This window comes from Guyparkeria sp. SB14A (assembly GCF_005096345.1).
In the GTDB taxonomy this organism is placed as follows: Bacteria; Pseudomonadota; Gammaproteobacteria; order Halothiobacillales; family Halothiobacillaceae; genus Guyparkeria; species Guyparkeria hydrothermalis.
In genome coordinates this window covers 1-18,986 of the sequence record NZ_SWAW01000021.1, presented here as the reverse complement: position 1 = coordinate 18,986, position 18,986 = coordinate 1, and the positions used below count along the sequence as shown (strand labels likewise).

The 18,986-nt window shown below is 67.4% G+C and carries 21 protein-coding genes and 1 other RNA gene; 10 read left to right on the top strand and 12 right to left on the bottom strand.

The window, feature by feature from the left end:
• The first annotated feature begins 252 nt into the window (after positions 1-252).
• From FAZ79_RS11485 to FAZ79_RS08610, 5 genes are all read left to right on the top strand, one after another.
• Complete coding sequence (locus FAZ79_RS11485) at positions 253-471, top strand: hypothetical protein (protein ID WP_169303651.1); 219 nt, start codon at positions 253-255, stop codon at positions 469-471.
• Positions 472-474: 3 nt separating this feature from the next.
• On the top strand, positions 475-771 hold the full coding sequence (locus FAZ79_RS08625) for a cell division protein ZapA (RefSeq protein WP_136867570.1): 297 nt from the start codon (positions 475-477) through the stop codon (positions 769-771).
• 70 nt (positions 772-841) lie between these two features.
• Positions 842-1,039: non-coding RNA, 6S RNA (gene ssrS, locus FAZ79_RS08620), on the top strand.
• Between the two features lie 72 nt (positions 1,040-1,111).
• Positions 1,112-1,717, top strand: coding sequence for a 5-formyltetrahydrofolate cyclo-ligase (locus FAZ79_RS08615; RefSeq protein WP_136867569.1), 606 nt, complete (start codon positions 1,112-1,114; stop codon positions 1,715-1,717).
• A gap of 28 nt (positions 1,718-1,745) precedes the next feature.
• Entirely contained in the window at positions 1,746-2,207 is a 462-nt protein-coding gene (locus tag FAZ79_RS08610; protein ID WP_136867568.1) for an EVE domain-containing protein, read from the top strand.
• Positions 2,208-2,278: 71 nt separating this feature from the next.
• Here FAZ79_RS08610 and ilvA read toward each other — a convergent pair whose 3' ends face one another.
• On the bottom strand, positions 2,279-3,838 hold the full coding sequence (ilvA, locus tag FAZ79_RS08605; RefSeq protein ID WP_136867567.1) for a threonine ammonia-lyase, biosynthetic: 1,560 nt from the start codon (positions 3,836-3,838) through the stop codon (positions 2,279-2,281).
• Between the two features lie 164 nt (positions 3,839-4,002).
• On the opposite strand from ilvA, the gene rpiA reads away from it, so the two are divergent.
• From rpiA to aroE, 5 genes are all read left to right on the top strand, one after another.
• The gene (gene rpiA, locus FAZ79_RS08600; protein WP_136867566.1) at positions 4,003-4,668 is read left to right on the top strand and encodes a ribose-5-phosphate isomerase RpiA; all 666 of its coding nucleotides are present in this window, start codon (positions 4,003-4,005) and stop codon (positions 4,666-4,668) included.
• Positions 4,669-4,674: 6 nt separating this feature from the next.
• On the top strand, positions 4,675-5,190 hold the full coding sequence (locus FAZ79_RS08595) for a RimK/LysX family protein (protein ID WP_136867565.1): 516 nt from the start codon (positions 4,675-4,677) through the stop codon (positions 5,188-5,190).
• Positions 5,191-5,272: 82 nt separating this feature from the next.
• On the top strand, positions 5,273-6,847 hold the full coding sequence (locus FAZ79_RS08590) for an inactive transglutaminase family protein (RefSeq protein ID WP_136867564.1): 1,575 nt from the start codon (positions 5,273-5,275) through the stop codon (positions 6,845-6,847).
• Positions 6,847-7,827, top strand: a complete 981-nt coding sequence (locus FAZ79_RS08585; RefSeq protein ID WP_231505806.1) for an alpha-L-glutamate ligase-like protein — start codon at positions 6,847-6,849, stop codon at positions 7,825-7,827. The genes FAZ79_RS08590 and FAZ79_RS08585 overlap by 1 nt, the downstream gene beginning before the upstream one ends.
• Positions 7,828-7,838: 11 nt before the next feature.
• A complete protein-coding gene (gene aroE / locus FAZ79_RS08580; protein ID WP_136867563.1) occupies positions 7,839-8,711 on the top strand; it encodes a shikimate dehydrogenase in 873 nt (290 codons plus the stop codon).
• Positions 8,712-8,839: 128 nt separating this feature from the next.
• Here the strand turns inward: aroE and FAZ79_RS08575 are convergent, their stop codons facing one another.
• The 11 genes from FAZ79_RS08575 to flhF all read right to left on the bottom strand — a co-directional run.
• Positions 8,840-9,274 (bottom strand): DUF2802 domain-containing protein, encoded by a 435-nt coding sequence (locus tag FAZ79_RS08575; RefSeq protein WP_136867562.1) that lies wholly within the window; start codon positions 9,272-9,274, stop codon positions 8,840-8,842.
• Positions 9,271-9,774 carry a chemotaxis protein CheW gene (locus FAZ79_RS08570; RefSeq protein ID WP_231505805.1) on the bottom strand — a complete coding sequence of 168 codons (504 nt, stop codon included), beginning with the start codon at positions 9,772-9,774 and terminating at the stop codon, positions 9,271-9,273. Before FAZ79_RS08570 ends, FAZ79_RS08575 begins: the two co-directional genes overlap by 4 nt.
• 28 nt (positions 9,775-9,802) lie before the next feature.
• Positions 9,803-10,684 carry a chemotaxis protein CheW gene (locus FAZ79_RS08565; protein ID WP_136867561.1) on the bottom strand — a complete coding sequence of 294 codons (882 nt, stop codon included), beginning with the start codon at positions 10,682-10,684 and terminating at the stop codon, positions 9,803-9,805.
• Complete coding sequence (locus FAZ79_RS08560) at positions 10,684-11,520, bottom strand: ParA family protein (RefSeq protein WP_136867560.1); 837 nt, start codon at positions 11,518-11,520, stop codon at positions 10,684-10,686. Before FAZ79_RS08560 ends, FAZ79_RS08565 begins: the two co-directional genes overlap by 1 nt.
• A complete protein-coding gene (locus FAZ79_RS08555) occupies positions 11,517-12,599 on the bottom strand; it encodes a chemotaxis response regulator protein-glutamate methylesterase (RefSeq protein WP_136867559.1) in 1,083 nt (360 codons plus the stop codon). The genes FAZ79_RS08560 and FAZ79_RS08555 overlap by 4 nt, the downstream gene beginning before the upstream one ends.
• A 3-nt stretch (positions 12,600-12,602) precedes the next feature.
• On the bottom strand, positions 12,603-14,720 hold the full coding sequence (locus FAZ79_RS08550) for a chemotaxis protein CheA (protein WP_136867558.1): 2,118 nt from the start codon (positions 14,718-14,720) through the stop codon (positions 12,603-12,605).
• A 91-nt stretch (positions 14,721-14,811) separates the two neighbouring features.
• Positions 14,812-15,582 carry a protein phosphatase CheZ gene (locus tag FAZ79_RS08545; protein ID WP_136867557.1) on the bottom strand — a complete coding sequence of 257 codons (771 nt, stop codon included), beginning with the start codon at positions 15,580-15,582 and terminating at the stop codon, positions 14,812-14,814.
• Positions 15,583-15,591: 9 nt separating this feature from the next.
• A complete protein-coding gene (gene cheY, locus FAZ79_RS08540) occupies positions 15,592-15,978 on the bottom strand; it encodes a chemotaxis response regulator CheY (protein WP_136867556.1) in 387 nt (128 codons plus the stop codon).
• A 124-nt stretch (positions 15,979-16,102) separates the two neighbouring features.
• Positions 16,103-16,810, bottom strand: a complete 708-nt coding sequence (locus tag FAZ79_RS08535) for an RNA polymerase sigma factor FliA (protein WP_247709529.1) — start codon at positions 16,808-16,810, stop codon at positions 16,103-16,105.
• Positions 16,811-16,821: 11 nt separating this feature from the next.
• Positions 16,822-17,712, bottom strand: a complete 891-nt coding sequence (locus FAZ79_RS08530; protein ID WP_136867554.1) for a MinD/ParA family protein — start codon at positions 17,710-17,712, stop codon at positions 16,822-16,824.
• On the bottom strand, positions 17,709-18,986 hold a 1,278-nt coding region (flhF, locus tag FAZ79_RS08525), incomplete at its 5' end, for a flagellar biosynthesis protein FlhF (protein ID WP_136867553.1). The genes flhF and FAZ79_RS08530, both read right to left, overlap by 4 nt.

Below are 18,986 nucleotides of genomic sequence, written 5' to 3'. Positions count from 1 at the left end.
GCGTCTCGTTGCGTGTTTGCCCGGTCTGGTTGCCTGTCGGCGTTGCCAAGCTCTTGCCAAGCTCTTGCTAGGCCCTTGCCAGGGTCCTGGCGAGGGCTTTGGCCACATTGTCACCGCTATGCCGGGCAAATGATAGACTGCCGCCGGAGATCCGGGCGCCCGCCCGCCTGACTTCCGGGGTCCGGCCCACCCGTCATCCCGCCCGGCATCCCAGCGGATGCGTTGGGGCGATTCACGCGGAGATTCGACACCATGGCCGAAGGGCTTGCCGACAAGATCGAACGACTGCTCGCCGCCGCCGAGCGAGCCCATGCCGAGCGCAGCGAAATGCGCGCGCAAGCGGCGTCACTGGCCGAGGAAAACCGGGAACTGCGCCGACTGATCGGGCACAGCCATGACCGGATCGAGGAACTGGCCGGCCAGTTGCGGCGTCTTGAGGACGAGACCGCCGAGACCCAACGCGAGGATTGACCCATGAGCCAGCGGAACCACCCCGTCACCGTCCGGGTGATGGAAAAGGATTACCGAATCGTCTGCCCGCCGGAAGAACAGGGCATGCTGCTGCGCACGGCCGAGTACCTGAATGACGAGATGGCCGAAATCCGCAAGACCAGCAAGGTGCTCAGCACCGAGCGGATTGCCGTGCTTGCGGCGCTGAACATTACCCGCCAGCTGCTCGAAGGCCGTGAACTCGAGTTGCCCGAGGATCTCGACAACGGCGAGCTGGCCGGCCGCATCGACCGCCTGCTCGAGGCCATGGAGCAGCACTGAGCCGGCGAACAGATCGCCTGGCGACGCAACAATGCTTGAAAGCACCGTCCAGCGGACCTAGCATGAAGACAGTCTTCTGGGACGTTCGCCAGGTTGCGCTCTATCCCTTGAGCCTTAATTTGCGACACAGGGGACAACAAAACGGTTCTGTGTGCATGTCCGCCCAAGCCTTGAGCTGGGCGGAAAGCCTGATGAGCCAGGCGTTGTCCCCGACTTGAACCCTATCGGTTCAAGGTCGTAGCGCCGCCAGCGGCGCCCTGGAAGACACCTCACCCCAGAAGGTCTGCACGAATGCGACACCGCCCGCGTGCAGGCCTTCTTCTTTGATCGAATCGTGACGATGCTCGATAAAGCCGCCCTGAGAAAAGCCCTGCGCGCGCGCCGAAAGGCGCTGGGCGGCTTTGATCGATTCCAGGCCATCCGCCGACTCGAGGCCCGCCTCGAACGACTGACGCGCGGGCTTTCCCTCCGGGCGGTCGCCGCCTACTGCGCCTTCGACGGCGAGCCCGAGCTCGACGGCTGGCTCAAACGCCATCGCGGCCAGATCTGGCTGCCACGCGTCCTGCCCGACCGCCGACTGGCCTTCCATCATGCCGATCCGCTCACGGCCTGTTCGCACCGACGCATGCCGAGACGGCGCACCAACCAGTTCGGCATCATCGAGTCCGATGACCCACGGCGGCGCGGCATCAACAGCCTGGATGCCCTGCTGATCCCGCTGGTGGGCTTCGATGCGCATGGCAACCGCCTCGGCATGGGCGCCGGCTTCTACGATCGCGCCTTGGCCAAGCGTCACGGCCGACGACCGCTCGCCATCGGCGTGGCCTTCGGCTGCCAGGAAGTCGACTCGTTGCCGGTCGATCCCTGGGACCAGCCGCTCGATTACATCGTCACCGATACGGGCGTGATCGACGCCCGCCAGCGCACCGCCCCGGATTCCGACTGAACGACCGATTTACGCACAGGAGACTGTCATGGCCTACTGGCTGATGAAATCCGAGCCCGACGCCTTTTCCATCGACGACCTCGAGCGCGTCGGCACCGAACCCTGGGACGGCATTCGCAACTACCAGGTGCGCAACATGATCCGGGACGAGATGAAGCCGGGCGACCGGGCCTTCTTCTACCATTCGAACACCAAGGTCCCGGGCATCGTCGGCATCATGGACATCGTCAGCGAGGCGCGCCCGGACCCCACCGCCTTCGACCCGGACGAGAAGTACTACGATCCGAAGTCCGACCCGGACAAGCCGCGCTGGCTGCTGGTGGACGTCAAGTACGTCCGCCACACCCAGCGCCTGATCCCGCTGCCCGAGCTCAAGGCCGACCCGGCCCTCGAGGAGATGCCGCTGGTACGCCGCGGCAACCGCCTGTCGATCATGCCGGTGACCGAGGACCAGTGGGAGCACATTCTCTCGCTGGAGGATCAGGGCTGACACGCCCCGCCCCACGGAAACGAAAAAACCGCGCCTCGGCGCGGTTTCTTTTGACCCCTGCCGGCCCCGGCCTACGCCAGGAACAGCGGGTAGACCGGGTTGTCGCTCTCGGCCCAGTAGGGATAGCGCAGCTGCTCGAGGTAGGTGGTCAACTCGTCGACCTCGGCCTCGGGCACCTGGATGCCCACCAGCACCCGACCGTAGTCGGCACCGTGGTTGCGGTAGTGGAACAGGCTGATGTTCCAGCGCGCCCCCAGGTGGGAGAGGAACTTCAAGAGGGCCCCGGGACGCTCGGGAAACTCGAAGCGGAACAGCCGCTCGTCGCGGATATCGCCCGCGTGCCCGCCAACCATGTGCCGCCCGTGCAGCTTGGCCATCTCGTTGTCGGTGAGATCGATCACGGGGTAGTCGGCCGCGCAAAGCTGCTCGTAGACACGCTGGCGGTCGGCCTGTTCGGCGAGCTTGATGCCGACGAAGATATGCGCCCGGTCGGCATCGGCGTAGCGGTAGTTGAACTCCGTGATCTGGCGCCGACCCAACAGCTCGCAGAAGGCGAGGAACGCGCCCGGCCGCTCGGGGATCGTGACCGCGTACAGCGCCTCGCGGTGCTCGCCGATCTCGGCACGCTCGGCGACGAAGCGCAGCCGGTCGAAGTTCATGTTCGCCCCGGAGGCGATCGCGACCAGGGTCTCGCCGGTCAGACCCCGCTCGCGGGCGTAGCGCTTGAGCCCCGCGGTGGCGAGCGCCCCGGCCGCCTCGTTGATGCTGCGGGTGTCGTCGAAGATGTCCTTGATCGCCGCGGCCATCTCGTCGATATCCACGGTGATGACCTCGTCGACCGCCTCGCGCGCCACCTCGAAGGGGTACTCGCCGATCTGGCTCACGGCGACGCCATCGGCGAACAGGCCGACCTGCTCGAGGATCACCCGCTCGTCGGCGGCCATCGCCGCGGCGAGACAGGCGGCATCCTCGGGCTCGACGCCGATCACGCGGATCTCCGGGCGCAGGGCCTTCACGTAGGCGGCCACGCCGGCAATCAACCCGCCACCACCGACCGGCACGAAGATCGCGTGGATCGGATCGGGATGGTGGCGCAGGATTTCCGCGCCCACGGTGCCCTGCCCGGCGATGATGTCGGGGTCGTCGTAGGGCGGGATGTAGGTAAGCCCCTCGGACTCGATCAGGGTCTTGGCGTGGGCGAAGGCATCGTCGAAGGCATCGCCCACCAGCACCGCCTCGGCGCCGCGGCGACGCACGGCATCGACCTTGATCGCCGGGGTGGTCTCGGGCATCACGATCACCGCGCGCAGGCCCAGGGTCTGGGCGGCCAGCGCCACCCCCTGGGCGTGGTTGCCGGCCGAGGCAGCAATCACGCCGCCACCGAGGCGGCCCTCGCGCCAGAGCTTGTGGATCTTGTGATAGGCGCCGCGCAGCTTGAAGGAGAACACCGGCTGCATGTCCTCGCGCTTCAAGAGCACCCGGTTGCCGATGCGTTCGGAAAGCTGGATGGCCGGTTCAAGCGGCGACTCGATCGCCACGTCGTAGACCCGGGCCTTGAGGATCGCCTCGAGATAGTCGCGCAACAGGGGCGTCAAGTCCGCACCTCGTGATGGGTGATTGGGCGCCGACATCGGGGCTGTTGCCCGCCAAACGGCGCGAGTGATATAGGATAAGAGGTTATCAGAAACCCGGAAAACCCTGGGGTAATCCCCGGGGCAATGCCCGGAGCAAACCTTTGGGGCCCCGCGGCGTCGAGCCGCCCCGTTGGTCCCATCCCGACTAGAGTGACTTTGGAATGAGCAACACCGAGCAAGGCAAGAAGCTGGCCGCCCAGGCCGCCATCGAGTACGTACCGGCAGGCAGCATCGTCGGCGTGGGCACCGGCTCGACGGTCAACTACTTCATCGACGAGCTGGCCAAGATCAAGAACCGCATCGAGGGCGCGGTCTCGAGCTCCGAGGCCTCCACCCAGCGCCTGAAGGACCACGGCATCGAGGTGTTCGACCTCAACAGCGTCGACTCCGTGCCGGTCTACATCGACGGCGCCGACGAGTCGAACGAAAACCTGCAGCTGATCAAGGGCGGCGGCGGTGCGCTGACCCGCGAGAAGATCATCGCACAGATGGCCAAGAAGTTCGTCTGCATCGCCGACGAGACCAAGCTCGTCGACGTGCTGGGCGCCTTCCCGCTGCCGGTCGAAGTGATCCCGATGGCGCGCAGCATGATCGCCCGCGAACTGGTCAAGCGCGGCGGCCAGCCGGTCTACCGCGACGGCTTCGTCACCGATAACGGCAACCAGATCCTCGACGTGCACAACCTGCGCATCATGGAGCCGGCCAAGCTCGAGACGGAACTCAACGACCTGCCCGGCGTCGTAACCGTCGGCATTTTCGCGCTGCGCCCGGCCGACGTGCTGATCCTCGGCACGGCGGACGGCGACATTCGCAAGATCGACGGGTAATCGCTGATGAGTCGCTATCGAATCGCAGCTACCGGGACCATCGGCGCGGCCATGCTGGCCTGCCTGCTGGCCGTCCCGGTCCAGGCCGACGACAACACGCACAAGCAGATCTTCGGTTACATCGAGGACGTGCGCGTGATGGAACTCGAGCGCAACATGCGCGGCAAGCTCGACACCGGCGCGACCACCTCGTCGATCGATGCCCGCGAGATCGAGAAGTTCGAGAAGGACGGCGAGGACTGGGTGCGCTTCACGGTGGTCAACCGTGACACCGAGGAAGAGCAGCAGCTCGAGGAACCCGTCACCCGCATCGTGCACATCAAGCGCCACGGCAAGGACTCGCAGGAGCGCTACGTGGTCGAACTCGACCTCTGCATCGGCGATCGTCTGATCACCGAGGAAGTCAGCCTGACCAACCGCGAAAAATGGAACTACCCACTGCTGGTCGGCCGCAACCACCTGGCCGGTCACGTGCTGGTGGACTCGGCGGTCAAGGACACCCGTGAGCCAAGCTGCGAGTGACTCGGACGGCGACGGGGCCCCACCCGTAACCCGTCCACCGCTTGAACCAAGCTAACCCGCCGCCGGAGCCCTGCCCGCGATCATGAGACGCCTTCACCTACTGTTCGTCGTCCTTTTGCTGACCGTTGTCGGCCTCTCGGTCGCCTGGTACAAGTACGACACGCTGGGCTTTCCCCTGACACCGGACCGCGAGACGGAGACCTGGACGGTCGAGGCACAGATCGCGGTGGACCCGGGCACGGCCCCGGCCTCGGTCCGCTTCGCCCTGCCCAGCGACCCGCCTCACTACACCCTGCTCGACGAGGGTTTCGTCTCGCGCGGCTGGGGCCTGACCACCCAGTCGAGCGACCGGCAACGCGAGGCGGTCTGGACCAAACGCAACCCCGAGGGCAACCAGACCCTGTACTACCAGGCAACGGTCTACCGCGACCAGGAAGAGATCCAGCCCTCGCCCTACCCCGGCCCGGCCGCGCCGCCCAAGCTCGAGGAGCCCCTCAAGTCGGCCGCCGAATCGTTTGTCGAGGACATCCGTGCCGGCTCGGCGGACATCCAGACCTTCGCCACCCTGCTGGTCAAGGAGGTCAACGCCAGTCGCCCGGACGAGAACATCGCCGCGTTCCTCAAGCCGGACGCCACCGAGACCGAGCGCACCCGGCTCGCGATCCGCCTGCTCGCCATCGCGCGCATCCCGGCGCGCATGTCTCACGGGGTGATGCTGACCGACGAGGGCCGCAATCTCACGCCGACGACCTGGCTCGAAGTCCACAACTCGCGTCGCTGGGTACCGATCGATCCGCGCACCGGCACCGTCGGCTACCCACGCCAGTTCCTGGTCTGGTGGCATGGCGACCAGCCGGCGTTGACCACCTCGGGGCTCGAGGACGTGGAGCTCACCTTTGCGACCACGCGCAACCTGCGTGACGCCGTGGAAACCGCCCAGCTGCAATCGACCATCGCCGAGTCCCGGCTGATGGACTTCTCGCTGCTCGACCTGCCGATCGACGCGCAGAACACCTACCGCGTCCTGCTGCTGGTACCGCTCGGCGCCCTGATCATCGTGCTGCTGCGCAACGTGATCGGCATCCGCACCTTCGGCACGTTCATGCCGGTGCTGATCGCGCTGTCCTTCCGGGAGACGCAGCTGGTCGGCGGCGTGGTGCTGTTCACGCTGATCGTCGCCCTGGGCCTGGCGATCCGGTTCTACCTCGAGCGTCTCAAGCTGCTGCTGGTGCCGCGACTGGCCGCGGTGGTGATCGTGGTGATCCTGCTGATGGCGCTGATCAGCATCGTCTCGCATCGCCTGGGCCTCGACATCGGCCTGTCGGTCGGGCTGTTCCCGATGGTGATCCTGGCGATGACCATCGAGCGGGTCTCGATCGTCTGGGAGGAACACGGCCCCGGTGACGCGTTGGCGCAGGCAACCGGCTCCCTGGTGGTCGCGGCACTGGCCTACCTGGTCATGGTCAATACCTACGTCACCCACCTGTTCTTCGTTTTCCCCGAGCTGCTGCTGGTCGTGCTCGCCTTCACCCTGCTGATCGGTCGCTACACCGGCTACCGACTCACCGAGCTGTTCCGCTTCCGCGCCTTCAAGACGCTCGCGCAGGCACGCCGCCCCGAGCCGACCGGAAACGATCGGCCGGGGGAGCCACGCTGATGGCGATCGACTGGCCGATTTCCCCGCGCCGGCTCAGGGAGCTGGGGGTATTGGGCATGAACCAGCGCAACGGCGAGTTCATCGCCCAGATGAACGAGCGCCGCTACTACCCGCTGGTTGACGACAAGCTGTTGACCAAGGAGCTGGCCGAGGAATCCGGCCTCCGGGTCCCGGCCCTCTACGGGGTGATCCGCAGCACCCACGAGATCAAGCAGCTGGCCAAGTGGGTAGGCGAGCACGAGGAGTTCGTGATCAAGCCGGCCAACGGCGCCGGCGGTGACGGCATCCTGGTGATCGACGGCAAGCAGTCGGACAAGCCGCTGGTCTACCGCAAGAGCTCGGGGCGGGCGATCGGCATCGACGCGATCGGCCTGCACATCTCCAACATCCTGGCCGGGGCCTACAGCCTCGGCGGGCGGCCCGATGTCGCGATGATCGAGTACCGGGTCAAGTTCTCGCCGCTGTTCGAGAAGATCAGCTTCCAGGGCGTGCCGGACATCCGCACCATCGTCTACCGGGGCTACCCGCTGATGGCGATGGTGCGGCTGCCCACCACTCAGTCCGACGGCAAGGCCAACCTGCACCAGGGGGCGATCGGCGCCGGGGTGGACATGGCCGGTGGCCACACCCTCGACGGCGTTGCCCACAACCGGCGCGTCACCCACCACCCGGACACCCGCGAACCAATCAGCGGCGTGGCGATTCCCGAGTGGCAGTCACTGCTGGAAATGGCCGCCAAATGCAGTGACATGACGGGGCTTGGCTACCTGGGCGTGGACGTGGTCCTCGACCGCGAGCTGGGGCCGTTGATCCTCGAGCTAAACGCCCGTCCGGGGCTCTCCATCCAGGTTGCAAACGGCGAGGGATTGCGTCACCGTATCGAGCGCGTCGACCAGCACGTCGACCACCTCTCGCGCGATGAAACGGCGGCCGAACGGGCCGCCTGGTCGCGCGAGCACCTCGCCCCCATGAACCTGTGACCCGGACCCCAATGGCCACCAACACGCCAGCGCTGTACGCCGTGATCGGCAATCCGATCGAGCATTCGCGATCCCCGCTGATCCACCGCGCCTTCGCCCGTCAGGTTGGCATCGAGCTGACCTACGAGAAGATCTGGGCGCCGATCGACGGCTTCGAGGAGGCCGTGGCCGCCTTCATCGAGCGCGGCGGTCGCGGCATGAACGTGACCGTGCCGTTCAAGCTGGAGGCCTTCGACCTGGCAACGACACACAGCGAGCGCGCCCAGCGGGCCCTGGCGGCCAACACGCTGGTTTTCCCGGAGTCCGGCGACGAGCCGATCTACGCCGACAACACCGATGGCGTCGGCCTGGTCAACGATCTCGCCTTCCATGGGGTCGAGATCACCCGCCGTCGCCTGCTGATCCTGGGCGCCGGTGGGGCGACGCGCGGAGTGCTTGCCCCCCTCCTGCAACAAGCGCCCCAGGAGCTGGTGGTCGCCAACCGCAACCCCGAACGGGCCTACGGCCTGGTCGAGGAATTCAGCGACGCCGCCGGCGACTGCCTGCTCTCCGGCTGTCCGCTGGCGGGCATCGAGGAATCCCGCTTCGACCTGATCATCAATGCCACACCGGCCAGCCTGACGGCGCAGCTTCCCCCGCTGCCGGACGCCCTGGTCGGCTCGGGCACCGTGACCTACGACATGGCCTACGGCGCCAAGCCGACGGTGTTCATGGAATGGGGCGCATCGCGCGGGGGGCGTGCCCTGGACGGACTGGGCATGCTCGTCGAGCAGGCGGCCGAGAGTTTCACCCTCTGGCACGGCAAGCGCCCGGACACGGCCCCGGTGCGCGAGTTGCTGCGCGAGGCGATCCGCGCGGCCGCCGAGCGCGAGGCCGAGGACTGACGGACACACCATCCCAGGAAACCCCGCCGGGTTTCCCTGACCCCAACGAAAGAAGGCCCGCCAGATTGGCGGGCCTTCTTTCGTCTGTTGCCTGTCATCCGCCGACGAGCGGAGCGACGGAGCCCGCATCACGGCGAAAAGCGGCGATCCTCTTCCGGCCGATTGACCTGCATCAGCAGCCGCGCTTCGCTCTCCGACAGGCCGAAGTCCTCGATCAGCTCGTCGACGCTTACCCGTCCCTGCGAGGCCAGTCGCAGCGCATGACCGAAGCCCGGCTGATCGTCGTCGGCCGCCACCGCATCGATGCGCGCGTTGAGCTGGGTAATCCGTTCGCCGAGTGTCTCGACGCGCTCGTCGATCTGATCGATGTGCCGACCGAAACCGGCCAGTGCCGACTCGAGACCGCGATGTTCCCGTTCGAGGCGCTCCAGCTGGGTCTGGAACCACCGCTCTCGGGTCAGCTGCGCCCGCTTGACCCCGCGATGCAGGGACAGGGTGACCAACAGGACGATCAGGCCGAGGACCAGGGCGGCGGCTGCAAGCCAGAGGGGCGGCAGGGTCATGGGGTCGAGATTTCGGAGAGACTCTTCATGTCGACAAGGATAATCAATTTCTCGTCCTGCGGCACGATGCCCAGGATATGTCGCGCCCGGTCATCGGCGACCGCCATCATGGCCTGATCGACCACCGTCTGCGGCAGCGCGATTACCTCGGCGACACTGTCGACCACCAGGCCGACGATCTCGCCCGAGGCCACCTCGATGACCATGATCCGGCTGTTCTCGTCCCAGGCCTTTTCCTCGAGGCCGAAGAAGGTGCGGGCGTCCACCACGGTCACCACGTTGCCGCGCAGGTTGATGATGCCAATGATGGCGTCCGGGGCCCCGGGAATCGGGGTGATCTCCGCGTCGCGCAACACCTCCTGGACGTCCAGCACGTTCAGGGCGTAGGTCTCGTCATCGACGGTGAAGTTGACCCAGCGCGACAAGGGCCCCTGGTCCTGCGCCTCGAGTTCCTCGTCGTACTCTTCCGCGGTCCGGGTCTTTTCCATCGCTTGATTCATCTTGTGTTCACCTCTTGGGTCACCTGGATCACCGAGACGCTCGCAGCGCCGCGCGTAGGCCGGTTTCGTCGAGCACGGCCACACCCATCGCCGACGCCGTGCCCGAAAGCCACGGACGGCGACCCGCTTTCTGTGACTCGCTGCGCCACTCGACGGCCTCGTCGTCCAATGCGGGCGGCTGATCGACACGTTCACCGACCACGCCCCACAAGCCGCCCTTGCCGAGCAGGAAGACCTCGCGCGCGGCATTGTCTCGCTCGCGCAGACCGGTAAGCGTCGCCAACGACAGGATCAGGCGCGGACGCCCGTCGACGTTCAGCGCACCGGCCACGTGGGCCGGCGCGCCCGGGACCGGATCCAGCACGGGGTCCGCGTGCCGCGAGGCCACGGCACCGGCCGGGACGGCCATGGTCATGCCACCGACGCGCAGCCAGGCCCAGCGGTCGTCCTGCACCGGCTCGGCCGGGACAGCCGTGGCTTCCGGCTCATGATCGGCGGTCGCGGGCTCGCTCGTCGTCTCCGCGGCAGCCGATTCGACGGGCGCGGACGCCTCGTCCATCGTCTCCACGGACGACTCGGCCTCCATCGGACGAGATTCGGCACCGGCGGCCTCCAGGAGGTCGGATTCGGCAACGTCGTCGAACTCGGCAGTCACGTCGCTGGCCGCGCCGGTCTCCCCCTCGTCGGCCGGCTGCTCGACGGGGGCGGCGGGCGCCGGGGTGGCGTCGGCGGCGACCGGGGCTTCCTCCGGCACGTTGATCACCTTGAGCCCGGGCGCACGACGGGGTGCGCTGGCCTCGGGCTGGCCATCGGCCTCGGGGTCACGCAGCAGCCCGTCGAGGTAGGCCGTGATCGCGGCGTCCTGATCGACGATCGACTGCCGGCTGTCATGCTGCTTTTCGGCGGCCATCAGCGGGACTCCTGCAGACGGGCACCGCTGGCACCCAGCTCGGCGGCGGGCGCCATCGCCTGCCCCCCGACGTGGGTTTCCAGCCAGTGGAGAAACTGCTTGTACGCCTCGCTGCCGCGGGCGTCCGGTTGGATCATCGGCAAGGGCTTGCCCTGGCGACTCGCCTCGCGGAACTGGGTGTCGATCGGGATGACGTCGGTCCAGACGTCGTCGTGATAGCGATCGTGCAGGATGCGCAGCGTGTCGTGGGAGGCCCGCGTACGACGGTCGAACATGGTCGGCAGGATCACGTACTCGAGTCGCTGCCGGCGCGAGCGCTGCACCATCGCCAAGGTCCGCAGCATCCGCTCGAGGCCCTTGAGCGCGAGGAATTCGGTCTGCACCGGCACGATCAGGAACTCGGCCAGCGCCAGGGCATTGACCATGGTCACGCCCAGGATCGGCGGGCAGTCGATCAGGACGTAGTCATAGTCGTCGCGGATGCGGTCGATCGAGCGCTTGAGCACCAGCCCCATGCCGTCACGCATGCCGAGCTGACGGTCGAGCGTGGCCAGCGCCGTGGAGGCCGGCATCAGGCTGATGCCGTCGAACGCGGTGGGGTGCACCACGCGGGCCGGGTCGAGCGGCTGGCCCTCGGCGGCCGACTTGAACAGCGAGTAGACACTCGCGCCCGGGGCCTCGGGTTCCATGCCGAAGTAGACGGTCATGGAACCGTGCGGGTCGAGGTCGACCAGCAGCACCCGCTTGCCTTCGCGGGCGAGATGCCCGGCCAGGCTGACGCTGGTGGTGGTCTTGCCCACCCCGCCCTTCTGATTCGCTACGGCCCAGATCTTCATCGCAATGCCCCTCCGATCGCCGCGCCGATCTGCCCCAGGGGCAGGATCGACTCGGCCAGGTTTGCCTTGGCCACGGCCGCCGGCATCCCGTAGATGACGCTGGTCGCCTGATCCTGCGCCCAGACATGACCGCGCGCCGCAGTGACCTGACGCGCCCCTTCGGCGCCGTCGTCCCCCATGCCGGTCAGCACCACCGCCAGCAGGTCGTCCCCGGCCACGCGCGCGGCCGAGGAAAACGCCAGGCTGACGCTCGGCCGGTAGTGTTCATCGGCAACCGGGGCGCGCAGGTTGAGCTTGTAGGCACCGTGCCGTCCGGCGAGCTCGCCGTGCTTGCCACCCGGGATGACGTAGGCGGTGCCCGGGCGGAGCACCTCGCCGTCGGAGGCCTCGATCACGCGGATCGGCATGGAGTCGTTCAGCCGCTGGGCGAACGGGCCGGTGAAGGCGCCGGGCATGTGCTGGGCGATCACGATCGGCACCGGAAAGTCCGTGGGCAGCTTGCCGAGCACGGCCGGCACGGCGGCCGGGCCACCGGTCGATGCACCGATCACGACCAGGCCCTGGCGGCTGAGAAAGCCGCTGGGCGCACTTCGCCCGCCGCGTTGTCGCGGTTCGGAAGCCGCCGGAGGGGTCTCCGAACGTGCCCCGGCACCAGCCCCCCCGGAGCCGGACTCGCGCTGCGAGCGCAGCGCCAGCATACGTACCCGCGAGCACAGCCGCCGCCCGGAGCGGGCCAGCGTATCCTCCGGGTCGTCGCCGTTCTTGGGAAAAAAGTCGACCGCGCCGGCATCCAGCGCATCGAGCGTGGCCTCGGCCCCGGCCTTGGTCAGGGCCGAGAGCATCAGGATGGGGGTCGGGCAACGATCCGTGATCCGTCGCACCGCCGAGATGCCGTCCATGATCGGCATCTCGACGTCCATGGTGATGATGTCGGGCTTGAGTTCGCAGGCCTTGAGCACGGCCTGACGGCCGTTTGACGCCTCGCCCACCACTTCCAGGCGCGGGTCGCTGGAGAAGACCTCACGCAGCGCACGGCGAAAGAACAGCGAGTCGTCGACGATCAGAAGGCGGATCGGCATCGGTCAGGCCACCGAACGCAGGCGTTGACGACCACGGCCGGTGTTGCGGCGCACCATGCCCGGCAGGTCGAGGATCAGGGCGATGTGTCCGTCGCCGGTGATGGTCGCGCCGGCAAACCCGTCGACCACCCGCAGGAGCTCGCCCAAGGGCTTGATCACCACTTCTTCCTGGCCGATGACCGAGTCGACCACCAGGGCCATCAATTGCGCGCCATGCTGGACCATGACCACCTGGTCGGTCTCGCAGCGCGTGCCCGGCTTTTCGCCACGCAGGGCCAGCCAGTCGGTCATGCGGAACAGCGGCACGGCGCGGTCGCGCACCGTGATGGTCGACTGGCCGTCGACCACGTTCACTTCCTTGTCGGCCATCTCGAAGATCTCGTTGACCACCGACAGCGGGATGGCGTACTTGCGACCGGAGACGATCACCATCAGCGTCGGCAGGATCGCCAGCGTCAGCGGTACCTTGATGTTGATCTGGGTACCCTCGCCCTGCACCGAGTCGATGCTGATGGTGCCCGAGAGCTTGGTGATCGCGGTCTTGACCACGTCCATGCCCACGCCACGACCGGAAATGTCGGAAATCTGGTCTTTGGTGGAAAAGCCCGGGTGCAGGATCAGCTCGAAGCATTCCTGGTCGGTGAGGCGCTCGGCGGTGTCGGGATCGACCACCCCCTTCTCCACGCCCTTGCGACGCAACACCTCGGCGTCCATCCCGGAGCCGTCATCCTGGATGGACAGGCGAATGTGATCGCCCTCCTGCGCGGCCGAGAGCAGCACGGTACCCGCGCGATCCTTGCCGTTCGCCTCGCGGTCGTCCGGCATCTCGATGCCGTGGTCGACCGCGTTGCGTACCAGGTGGATCAGCGGGTCGGCCAGGGCCTCGACCAGGTTCTTGTCGAGGTCGGTGTCCTCGCCCTCGAGCTCGAGGTTGACCTCCTTGCCCAGCGTGCGCGCGGTATCGCGCACCACCCGCGGGAAGCGGCCGAACACCTTCTTGACCGGCTGCATGCGGGTCTTCATCACCGCGCCCTGCAGGTCGGAGGTGACCATGTCGAGCGTGGCGATGACCGAGGCGATCTCCTCGTTCTCGAAGGTCGACTTGAGCGTGTTCATGCGGTTGCGCACCAGCACCAGCTCGCCCACCAGGTTCATGATGCTGTCGAGCCGTTCGGTATCGACACGCACGGTGGTTTCCACCGGGGCCTTGTGGGCGTCGGCGCCCTTGGCCTTGGCCTCCGGCTTGGTGGACTCGGCAGGCTTTGCCGCCGGCTTGGGCGGTTCGCTCTTGGCGGCGGCCGGCTGCGGCGACGGCGCGGGGGCAGCCGCCTCGGCCGGCTCATCGGCCTTGGGGGCCGCGGCCGTCGGCCCCTTGCCCTTGCCGTAGAGCCCGTCGAGCACCGCCTCGAATTCCTCGTCGGTGATCTCGTCGGAATCCGCGGCGCTGCTCGCCTCCTCGGCGTTGTCGGCATCCGCCTCCGGCGTCGGCGCCTGGAACTTGCCCTTGCCGTGGAGTTCGTCGAGCAGGCTCTCGAACTCCTCGTCGCTGATCAGGTCGTCGGCGCCGCCGCTTGCCGACGGGGATTCCGACTCGGCAGCATCCAGGTCGGCGAGCATGCGATCGAAGGCGTCGTCCTCGTCGGCCATGGGCTCGGTGGCCGGGGTGGGTTCGGCGCGCGCGGAGGCCTCGCTCGGGGCGGGCTCGGCCGGGGCGGCGGGCGCGGGGGCGTCGTCCTGGTGGGCCAGCCCCTCGATTTCCTTGAGGAAGGCCTTGGAGACGTCTTCCGGGTACTGGCCGCCACGCAGGGCGTCGAACATGTCGTTGAGCACGTCGATCACCTGCAGCATCACGTCCATGATGCGGCTGTTCATGGTGATCTCGTGGTTGCGCAGCAGGTTGAAGATGTCCTCGGCGCGGTGGCAGACCTCCACCAGCGGGTGCACCTCGAGGAAGCCGGCCCCGCCCTTGATGGTATGGAAGGCGCGGAACACCGAATTGAGCCGGTCGGCGTCATCGGGCGACTGCTCCAGCTCGATCAGCTGCTGATCCAGCCCGTTGAGCAGCTCACCGGCCTCGATCAGGAAGTCCTGCAACAGCTCGTTGTCGGGTTCGAATGCCATGCTTGCCTCTCATTCGCTCGGTGGCGTTTCCCTGTGGGCGCCACGTTCCTGCCCGGCCGTGCCGGACGGGCAATTTTCTCGACCGGCCGGGTCAGAACCCCAGGCTGGCGAGTAGGTCGTCGACGTCGTCCTGGTTCTTGACCACGTTGTCCCCGGCGTTGGGCAACTGCGGCCCGACGCCGTCCTCGGCCCGCTCGACCGGGGCGGACCTGCCGTCCTCTCCCTTGGCGCCGCGTACCGGGGCGGTAATCTGCAACAGCCCGACCAGCTTTTCCTCGAGCTGCTCGAGCAGGTCGATCACCCGCATCAGGAGCTGGCCGGACAGGTCCTGGAATTCCTGGGCCATCATGATCTCGGTGAGCTGCCCCTTGAGGCGCTCGCCGCAATTCGTGGTCGAGTCGAGGTAACGCGTCATCGAGTCGACCACGCCGCCCAGGCGAGCGTTATCGGCCTCGCTCGCGGCGACTTTAGTCAGCTCGCCCTTGAGTCGCTGCGAGCGATCGACGATCTGCTCGGCAGTGGGCGTGGCTTCCTCGGTGATGGTCAGGGTGCGCGTGGCCGCCTGCTCGGTCAGGGTGATCACGTAGCGAAGGCGGTCGCGCGCGTCCGGCATCTCGTCCTCGGCCAACGCGCCCAGGCGCTCGTCCTCGGCGAAGCTCTTCAAGGTGTCGTGCACCTCGCGGGTCATCCGCCCGACCTCGTCGAAGATGTTGCCCGAGTAGGCAGCCGTGAGCTCGCCGATCAGTTGCGCCTCACCGGCCGAATCCTCGTTCTCGATCGCTTCCACCAGCGCGCGGGCATCGGCCAGGCGCTTCTCGCGACCGACCACCGGCTGGAAATCCTGCTCTTCTGTTTGAGTCATCCCGCGCCCCTACGATTCGACGCGTTCGAAGATCTTGTCGATCTTCTCCTTGAGGGTGGCCCCGTTGAACGGCTTGACGATATAGCCGTTCACGCCCTCCTGGGCGGCGAGCACGATCTGCTCGCGCTTGGCCTCGGCGGTCACCATCAGCACCGGCAGACTGGCGAGGTTCGCATCGGCACGGACCGCCCGCAGCAGGTCGATGCCGGTCATGCCGGGCATGTTCCAGTCGGTGACGAGAAAATCGAAATTGCCCTGCTTGAGCAGCGGCAATGCCGTCTGGCCATCATCGGCCTCCTCGATGTTCGTGAAGCCAAGCTCCTTGAGGAGGTTCTTGATGATCCGGCGCATCGTGGAGAAATCGTCCACCACGAGGATCTTCATGTTTCGGTCCATTTTCGCCCCTGGGATCGTTTGTCAGTACCAGGCAGGTTGCCTTGTTCGGGTTGCTTGATAGGGTCTATCGGCGCCGACCGGAAATAATTGAGCCCGTCGCAGCAACGGGCGCGGTATCGGTCGGCTATTTCCAGGCGTTCATCGCGGTCTTCAACCGCATGATCGCCTTGTTGTGGATCTGGCAGACGCGCGACTCGCTGACGCCGAGCACCGCGCCGATCTCTTTCTGGTTGAGTTCCTCGACATAGTACAGGGACATCACCAGTCTTTCCCGTTCGGGGAGCTCGTCGATGCAGTCGGCGAGATCGCGCTGGAAGTGATCCTCGGCCAGCGCCTCGTCGGGTTGCCGGCTGTTGGGATCGGCGATGTCGAAGGTCTCGTTTTCCGATTCGCCGCCGTGATCGAGCGAGCCCACGTGCACCGAGGAGGAATCGGTGAGTGCGGCGTGGTACTCGTCGAGGGTGATGCCCATGCGCTCGCAGACCTCGGCATCGCGCGCCTCGCGCCCGGTCTCGGACTCGATCTCCGCCACGGTCTGGGCGATCTCGCGCTGGCGCCGGTAGACCGAGCGCGGCGCCCAGTCGTTGCGACGCACCTCGTCGAGCATCGCGCCACGGATGCGCAGCCCGGCGTAGGTCTCGAACGACGCGCCCTTGTCGCCATCGAACAGGCGCGCGGCATCCAGGAGCCCGACCATGCCGGCCTGGATCAGGTCCTCGGCCTGGACGTGCGAAGGCAACCGGCCGAGCAGGTGGAAGGCGACCCGCTTGACGAGATCGGCGTGCTTGGCGACCAGTGCTTCGGTCGATCCGGCCTGAACGTTCTGATACATGGCGCGTGCATTCATAGCAGGTTCTCGGGGTCCAGCTCGGCGTTGTTCACCAGTCGCTCGACGAAAAACTGCAACTGCCCCTGCGGCCCGCGCGGCACTGGCCACTGGTTGACCTTGTCCGCCATCGCCGTGAACGCCCGCGTCGACTTCGCCCCGCCGTAAAGCTGCACGACGGTCTTCTGACGCTGCACCGCCCGACGCAGGTAATCGTCGAACGGCACCGATCCCATGTGGGTGAGCGTCACGTCGAGAAACCGCTTGGCCGCCACCGAGAGCTTCTCGAACAGCCGCCGCCCCTCGGCGGCATCGCGCACCATGTTCGCGACCACGTGGAAGCGGGTGACGTCGTGCTCGCGCGATAGCACCTTGATGACCGCGTAGGCATCGGTGATCGAGGCGGGTTCGTCACAGACCACCACGACCACCTCGCTGGCCGCCTCGGCGAAGCGCACCACCGAGTCGGCGATGCCCGCGGCCGAATCGACCACCAGGGTGTCGACCGGCCAACGCATGCCGGAGAAGGCCGAGATCAACCCGGCGTTCTCGGCGGGCGTCAGCCCGGCCATGCTGGCCACCCCGCTGGCCGCCGGCAGGATGCCGATGCCCTCGGGGCCTTCGAGCATGATCTCGTCGAGGGTCGCCTGCCCGGCGAGCACGTGGGACAGATTGCCCCGGGACTGTAGACCAAGCAGGACGTCGACGTTGCCGAGCCCCAGGTCGGCATCCATCAATACCACCCGGTCGCCGCTGCGGGCGAGTGCCACGGAAAGGTTGACCGAGACGTTGGTCTTGCCCACGCCGCCCTTGCCGCTGGTCACGGCGATCACCCGCACCGGGCGATTGGCGTTGGCGTGGCGCGCCCCGTCGGCCTGGTCGTGGCCGCTGACGGGTTGGGTTGTCATCCGGCTTGATTGAGCATCCACAGCGGATCATCCCGGTCGGTGTGTTCGAGTTGTGACTGCCCCATTTCCAGGGCCTGCTTGATCAGGTCGGCGGCCTTCGGGAACCAGAGGTCCTCCGGCACGCGCTGACCGACGCCGGCGCAGACCAGCGGCAGCCGGTGCGGCTCGCCGTCGGCCCCGGCCAGCGGGCGGACCAGGGCGGCGAGCCCGCCGCCGAGCAGGACGGTCTCGTCGAGCTTGGTCAGCACGGTGCCGTGCAGCGGCAGGCCGGCAAAGCGTTTCTTGACGTCCTCGAGCGCCGGGTACTGGGCGTTGGCGGACAGCACCAGCAGGAGCTTGACCGCCTCGCCCGCGCCCATCAGGGCCTCGAGCTTCTGCATCATGCGGAAGTCGCGCTGCGACATCCCGGAGGTGTCGATCAGCACCAGGTGCTTATCGGATACGGCCTCGAGCAGCTGCGCCAGGTGCGTCTCGTCCCGGGCGATGTGCAACGGCACATTAAGGATACGGGCGTAGTTGCGCAACTGCTCCTGGGCGCCGATGCGGAAGCGGTCGGTGCTGATCAGCGCCACCGAGTCGCGGCCGCGATGCAGGACCGAGCGCGCGGCCAGCTTGGCAAGCGTGGTGGTCTTGCCCACGCCGGTCGGGCCGACGAAGGCATACACGCCGCCGGCCTCGACCGGGTCTTCGGCCCGGTGCTCGAGCTGCTCGCCGAGCATCTTGAGTGCCTCGACAAAGGCACGCTCCGGCTGGGCCCGTGCCGCGGCGCGACCCAGTTCGCGTGCCAAGCCGGTCGGCAGGCCGATGTCCTGCAGGCGCTGGACGGTGGACACCTCGGCCGGATGCGCCTGGCTGAAACGGTGCCATTCCATCACGGAAAGCTGGCGCTCGAACAGGTCGCGCAGTTGGGCGACCTCCTCGGTCAGCGTCGACAGGCGGCCCTCGGCCTCGCCCTGCTCCTCGACCAGCCAGTCCCAGTGCGAGGGCGTGCGCTTGGTCGAGCGCGCGGCCGGCTCGTCGGCCGCGTCGGGCTCGGCCGACGCGCCGGCCAGCTGCTCGCTCCAGGCGGCCAGTGCCTCGGAGAAGGCGGCCCGATCGGCATCCGACTCGCCGCCGGCCGAGGCGTCTGCCCCCTCGTCGGCCGCGGCCGACTCGGTCGCCCGATCGGCAACCTGGTCGGCCTCAGCCTTGCGGCTGCGCTCGGCGAGCATCTCGGCGGTGGTCTTCGGGGCGGTGTCGGCGGCCTCCGCCGGCTCGGGCTCGGTCGGTCGGGC

What these genes read in the sequence shown, in the direction of transcription:
- FAZ79_RS08560 (WP_136867560.1), bottom strand. Translation starts at nt 11,520, where the DNA reads ATGAAGATCTGGGCCGTAGCGAATCAGAAGGGCGGGGTGGGCAAGACC.
- cheY (WP_136867556.1), bottom strand. Translation starts at nt 15,978, where the DNA reads ATGGACCGAAACATGAAGATCCTCGTGGTGGACGATTTCTCCACGATG.
- FAZ79_RS08625 (WP_136867570.1), top strand. Translation starts at nt 475, where the DNA reads ATGAGCCAGCGGAACCACCCCGTCACCGTCCGGGTGATGGAAAAGGAT.
- FAZ79_RS08575 (WP_136867562.1), bottom strand. Translation starts at nt 9,274, where the DNA reads ATGACCCTGCCGCCCCTCTGGCTTGCAGCCGCCGCCCTGGTCCTCGGC.
- FAZ79_RS08590 (WP_136867564.1), top strand. Translation starts at nt 5,273, where the DNA reads ATGAGACGCCTTCACCTACTGTTCGTCGTCCTTTTGCTGACCGTTGTC.
- FAZ79_RS08530 (WP_136867554.1), bottom strand. Translation starts at nt 17,712, where the DNA reads ATGACAACCCAACCCGTCAGCGGCCACGACCAGGCCGACGGGGCGCGC.
- FAZ79_RS08550 (WP_136867558.1), bottom strand. Translation starts at nt 14,720, where the DNA reads ATGGCATTCGAACCCGACAACGAGCTGTTGCAGGACTTCCTGATCGAG.
- FAZ79_RS08615 (WP_136867569.1), top strand. Translation starts at nt 1,112, where the DNA reads ATGCTCGATAAAGCCGCCCTGAGAAAAGCCCTGCGCGCGCGCCGAAAG.
- aroE (WP_136867563.1), top strand. Translation starts at nt 7,839, where the DNA reads ATGGCCACCAACACGCCAGCGCTGTACGCCGTGATCGGCAATCCGATC.
- FAZ79_RS08595 (WP_136867565.1), top strand. Translation starts at nt 4,675, where the DNA reads ATGAGTCGCTATCGAATCGCAGCTACCGGGACCATCGGCGCGGCCATG.
- FAZ79_RS08555 (WP_136867559.1), bottom strand. Translation starts at nt 12,599, where the DNA reads ATGCCGATCCGCCTTCTGATCGTCGACGACTCGCTGTTCTTTCGCCGT.
- FAZ79_RS08570 (WP_231505805.1), bottom strand. Translation starts at nt 9,774, where the DNA reads ATGAATCAAGCGATGGAAAAGACCCGGACCGCGGAAGAGTACGACGAG.
- rpiA (WP_136867566.1), top strand. Translation starts at nt 4,003, where the DNA reads ATGAGCAACACCGAGCAAGGCAAGAAGCTGGCCGCCCAGGCCGCCATC.
- FAZ79_RS08565 (WP_136867561.1), bottom strand. Translation starts at nt 10,684, where the DNA reads ATGGCCGCCGAAAAGCAGCATGACAGCCGGCAGTCGATCGTCGATCAG.
- FAZ79_RS08545 (WP_136867557.1), bottom strand. Translation starts at nt 15,582, where the DNA reads ATGACTCAAACAGAAGAGCAGGATTTCCAGCCGGTGGTCGGTCGCGAG.
- FAZ79_RS08535 (WP_247709529.1), bottom strand. Translation starts at nt 16,810, where the DNA reads ATGTATCAGAACGTTCAGGCCGGATCGACCGAAGCACTGGTCGCCAAG.
- FAZ79_RS08585 (WP_231505806.1), top strand. Translation starts at nt 6,847, where the DNA reads ATGGCGATCGACTGGCCGATTTCCCCGCGCCGGCTCAGGGAGCTGGGG.
- FAZ79_RS11485 (WP_169303651.1), top strand. Translation starts at nt 253, where the DNA reads ATGGCCGAAGGGCTTGCCGACAAGATCGAACGACTGCTCGCCGCCGCC.
- ilvA (WP_136867567.1), bottom strand. Translation starts at nt 3,838, where the DNA reads ATGTCGGCGCCCAATCACCCATCACGAGGTGCGGACTTGACGCCCCTG.
- FAZ79_RS08610 (WP_136867568.1), top strand. Translation starts at nt 1,746, where the DNA reads ATGGCCTACTGGCTGATGAAATCCGAGCCCGACGCCTTTTCCATCGAC.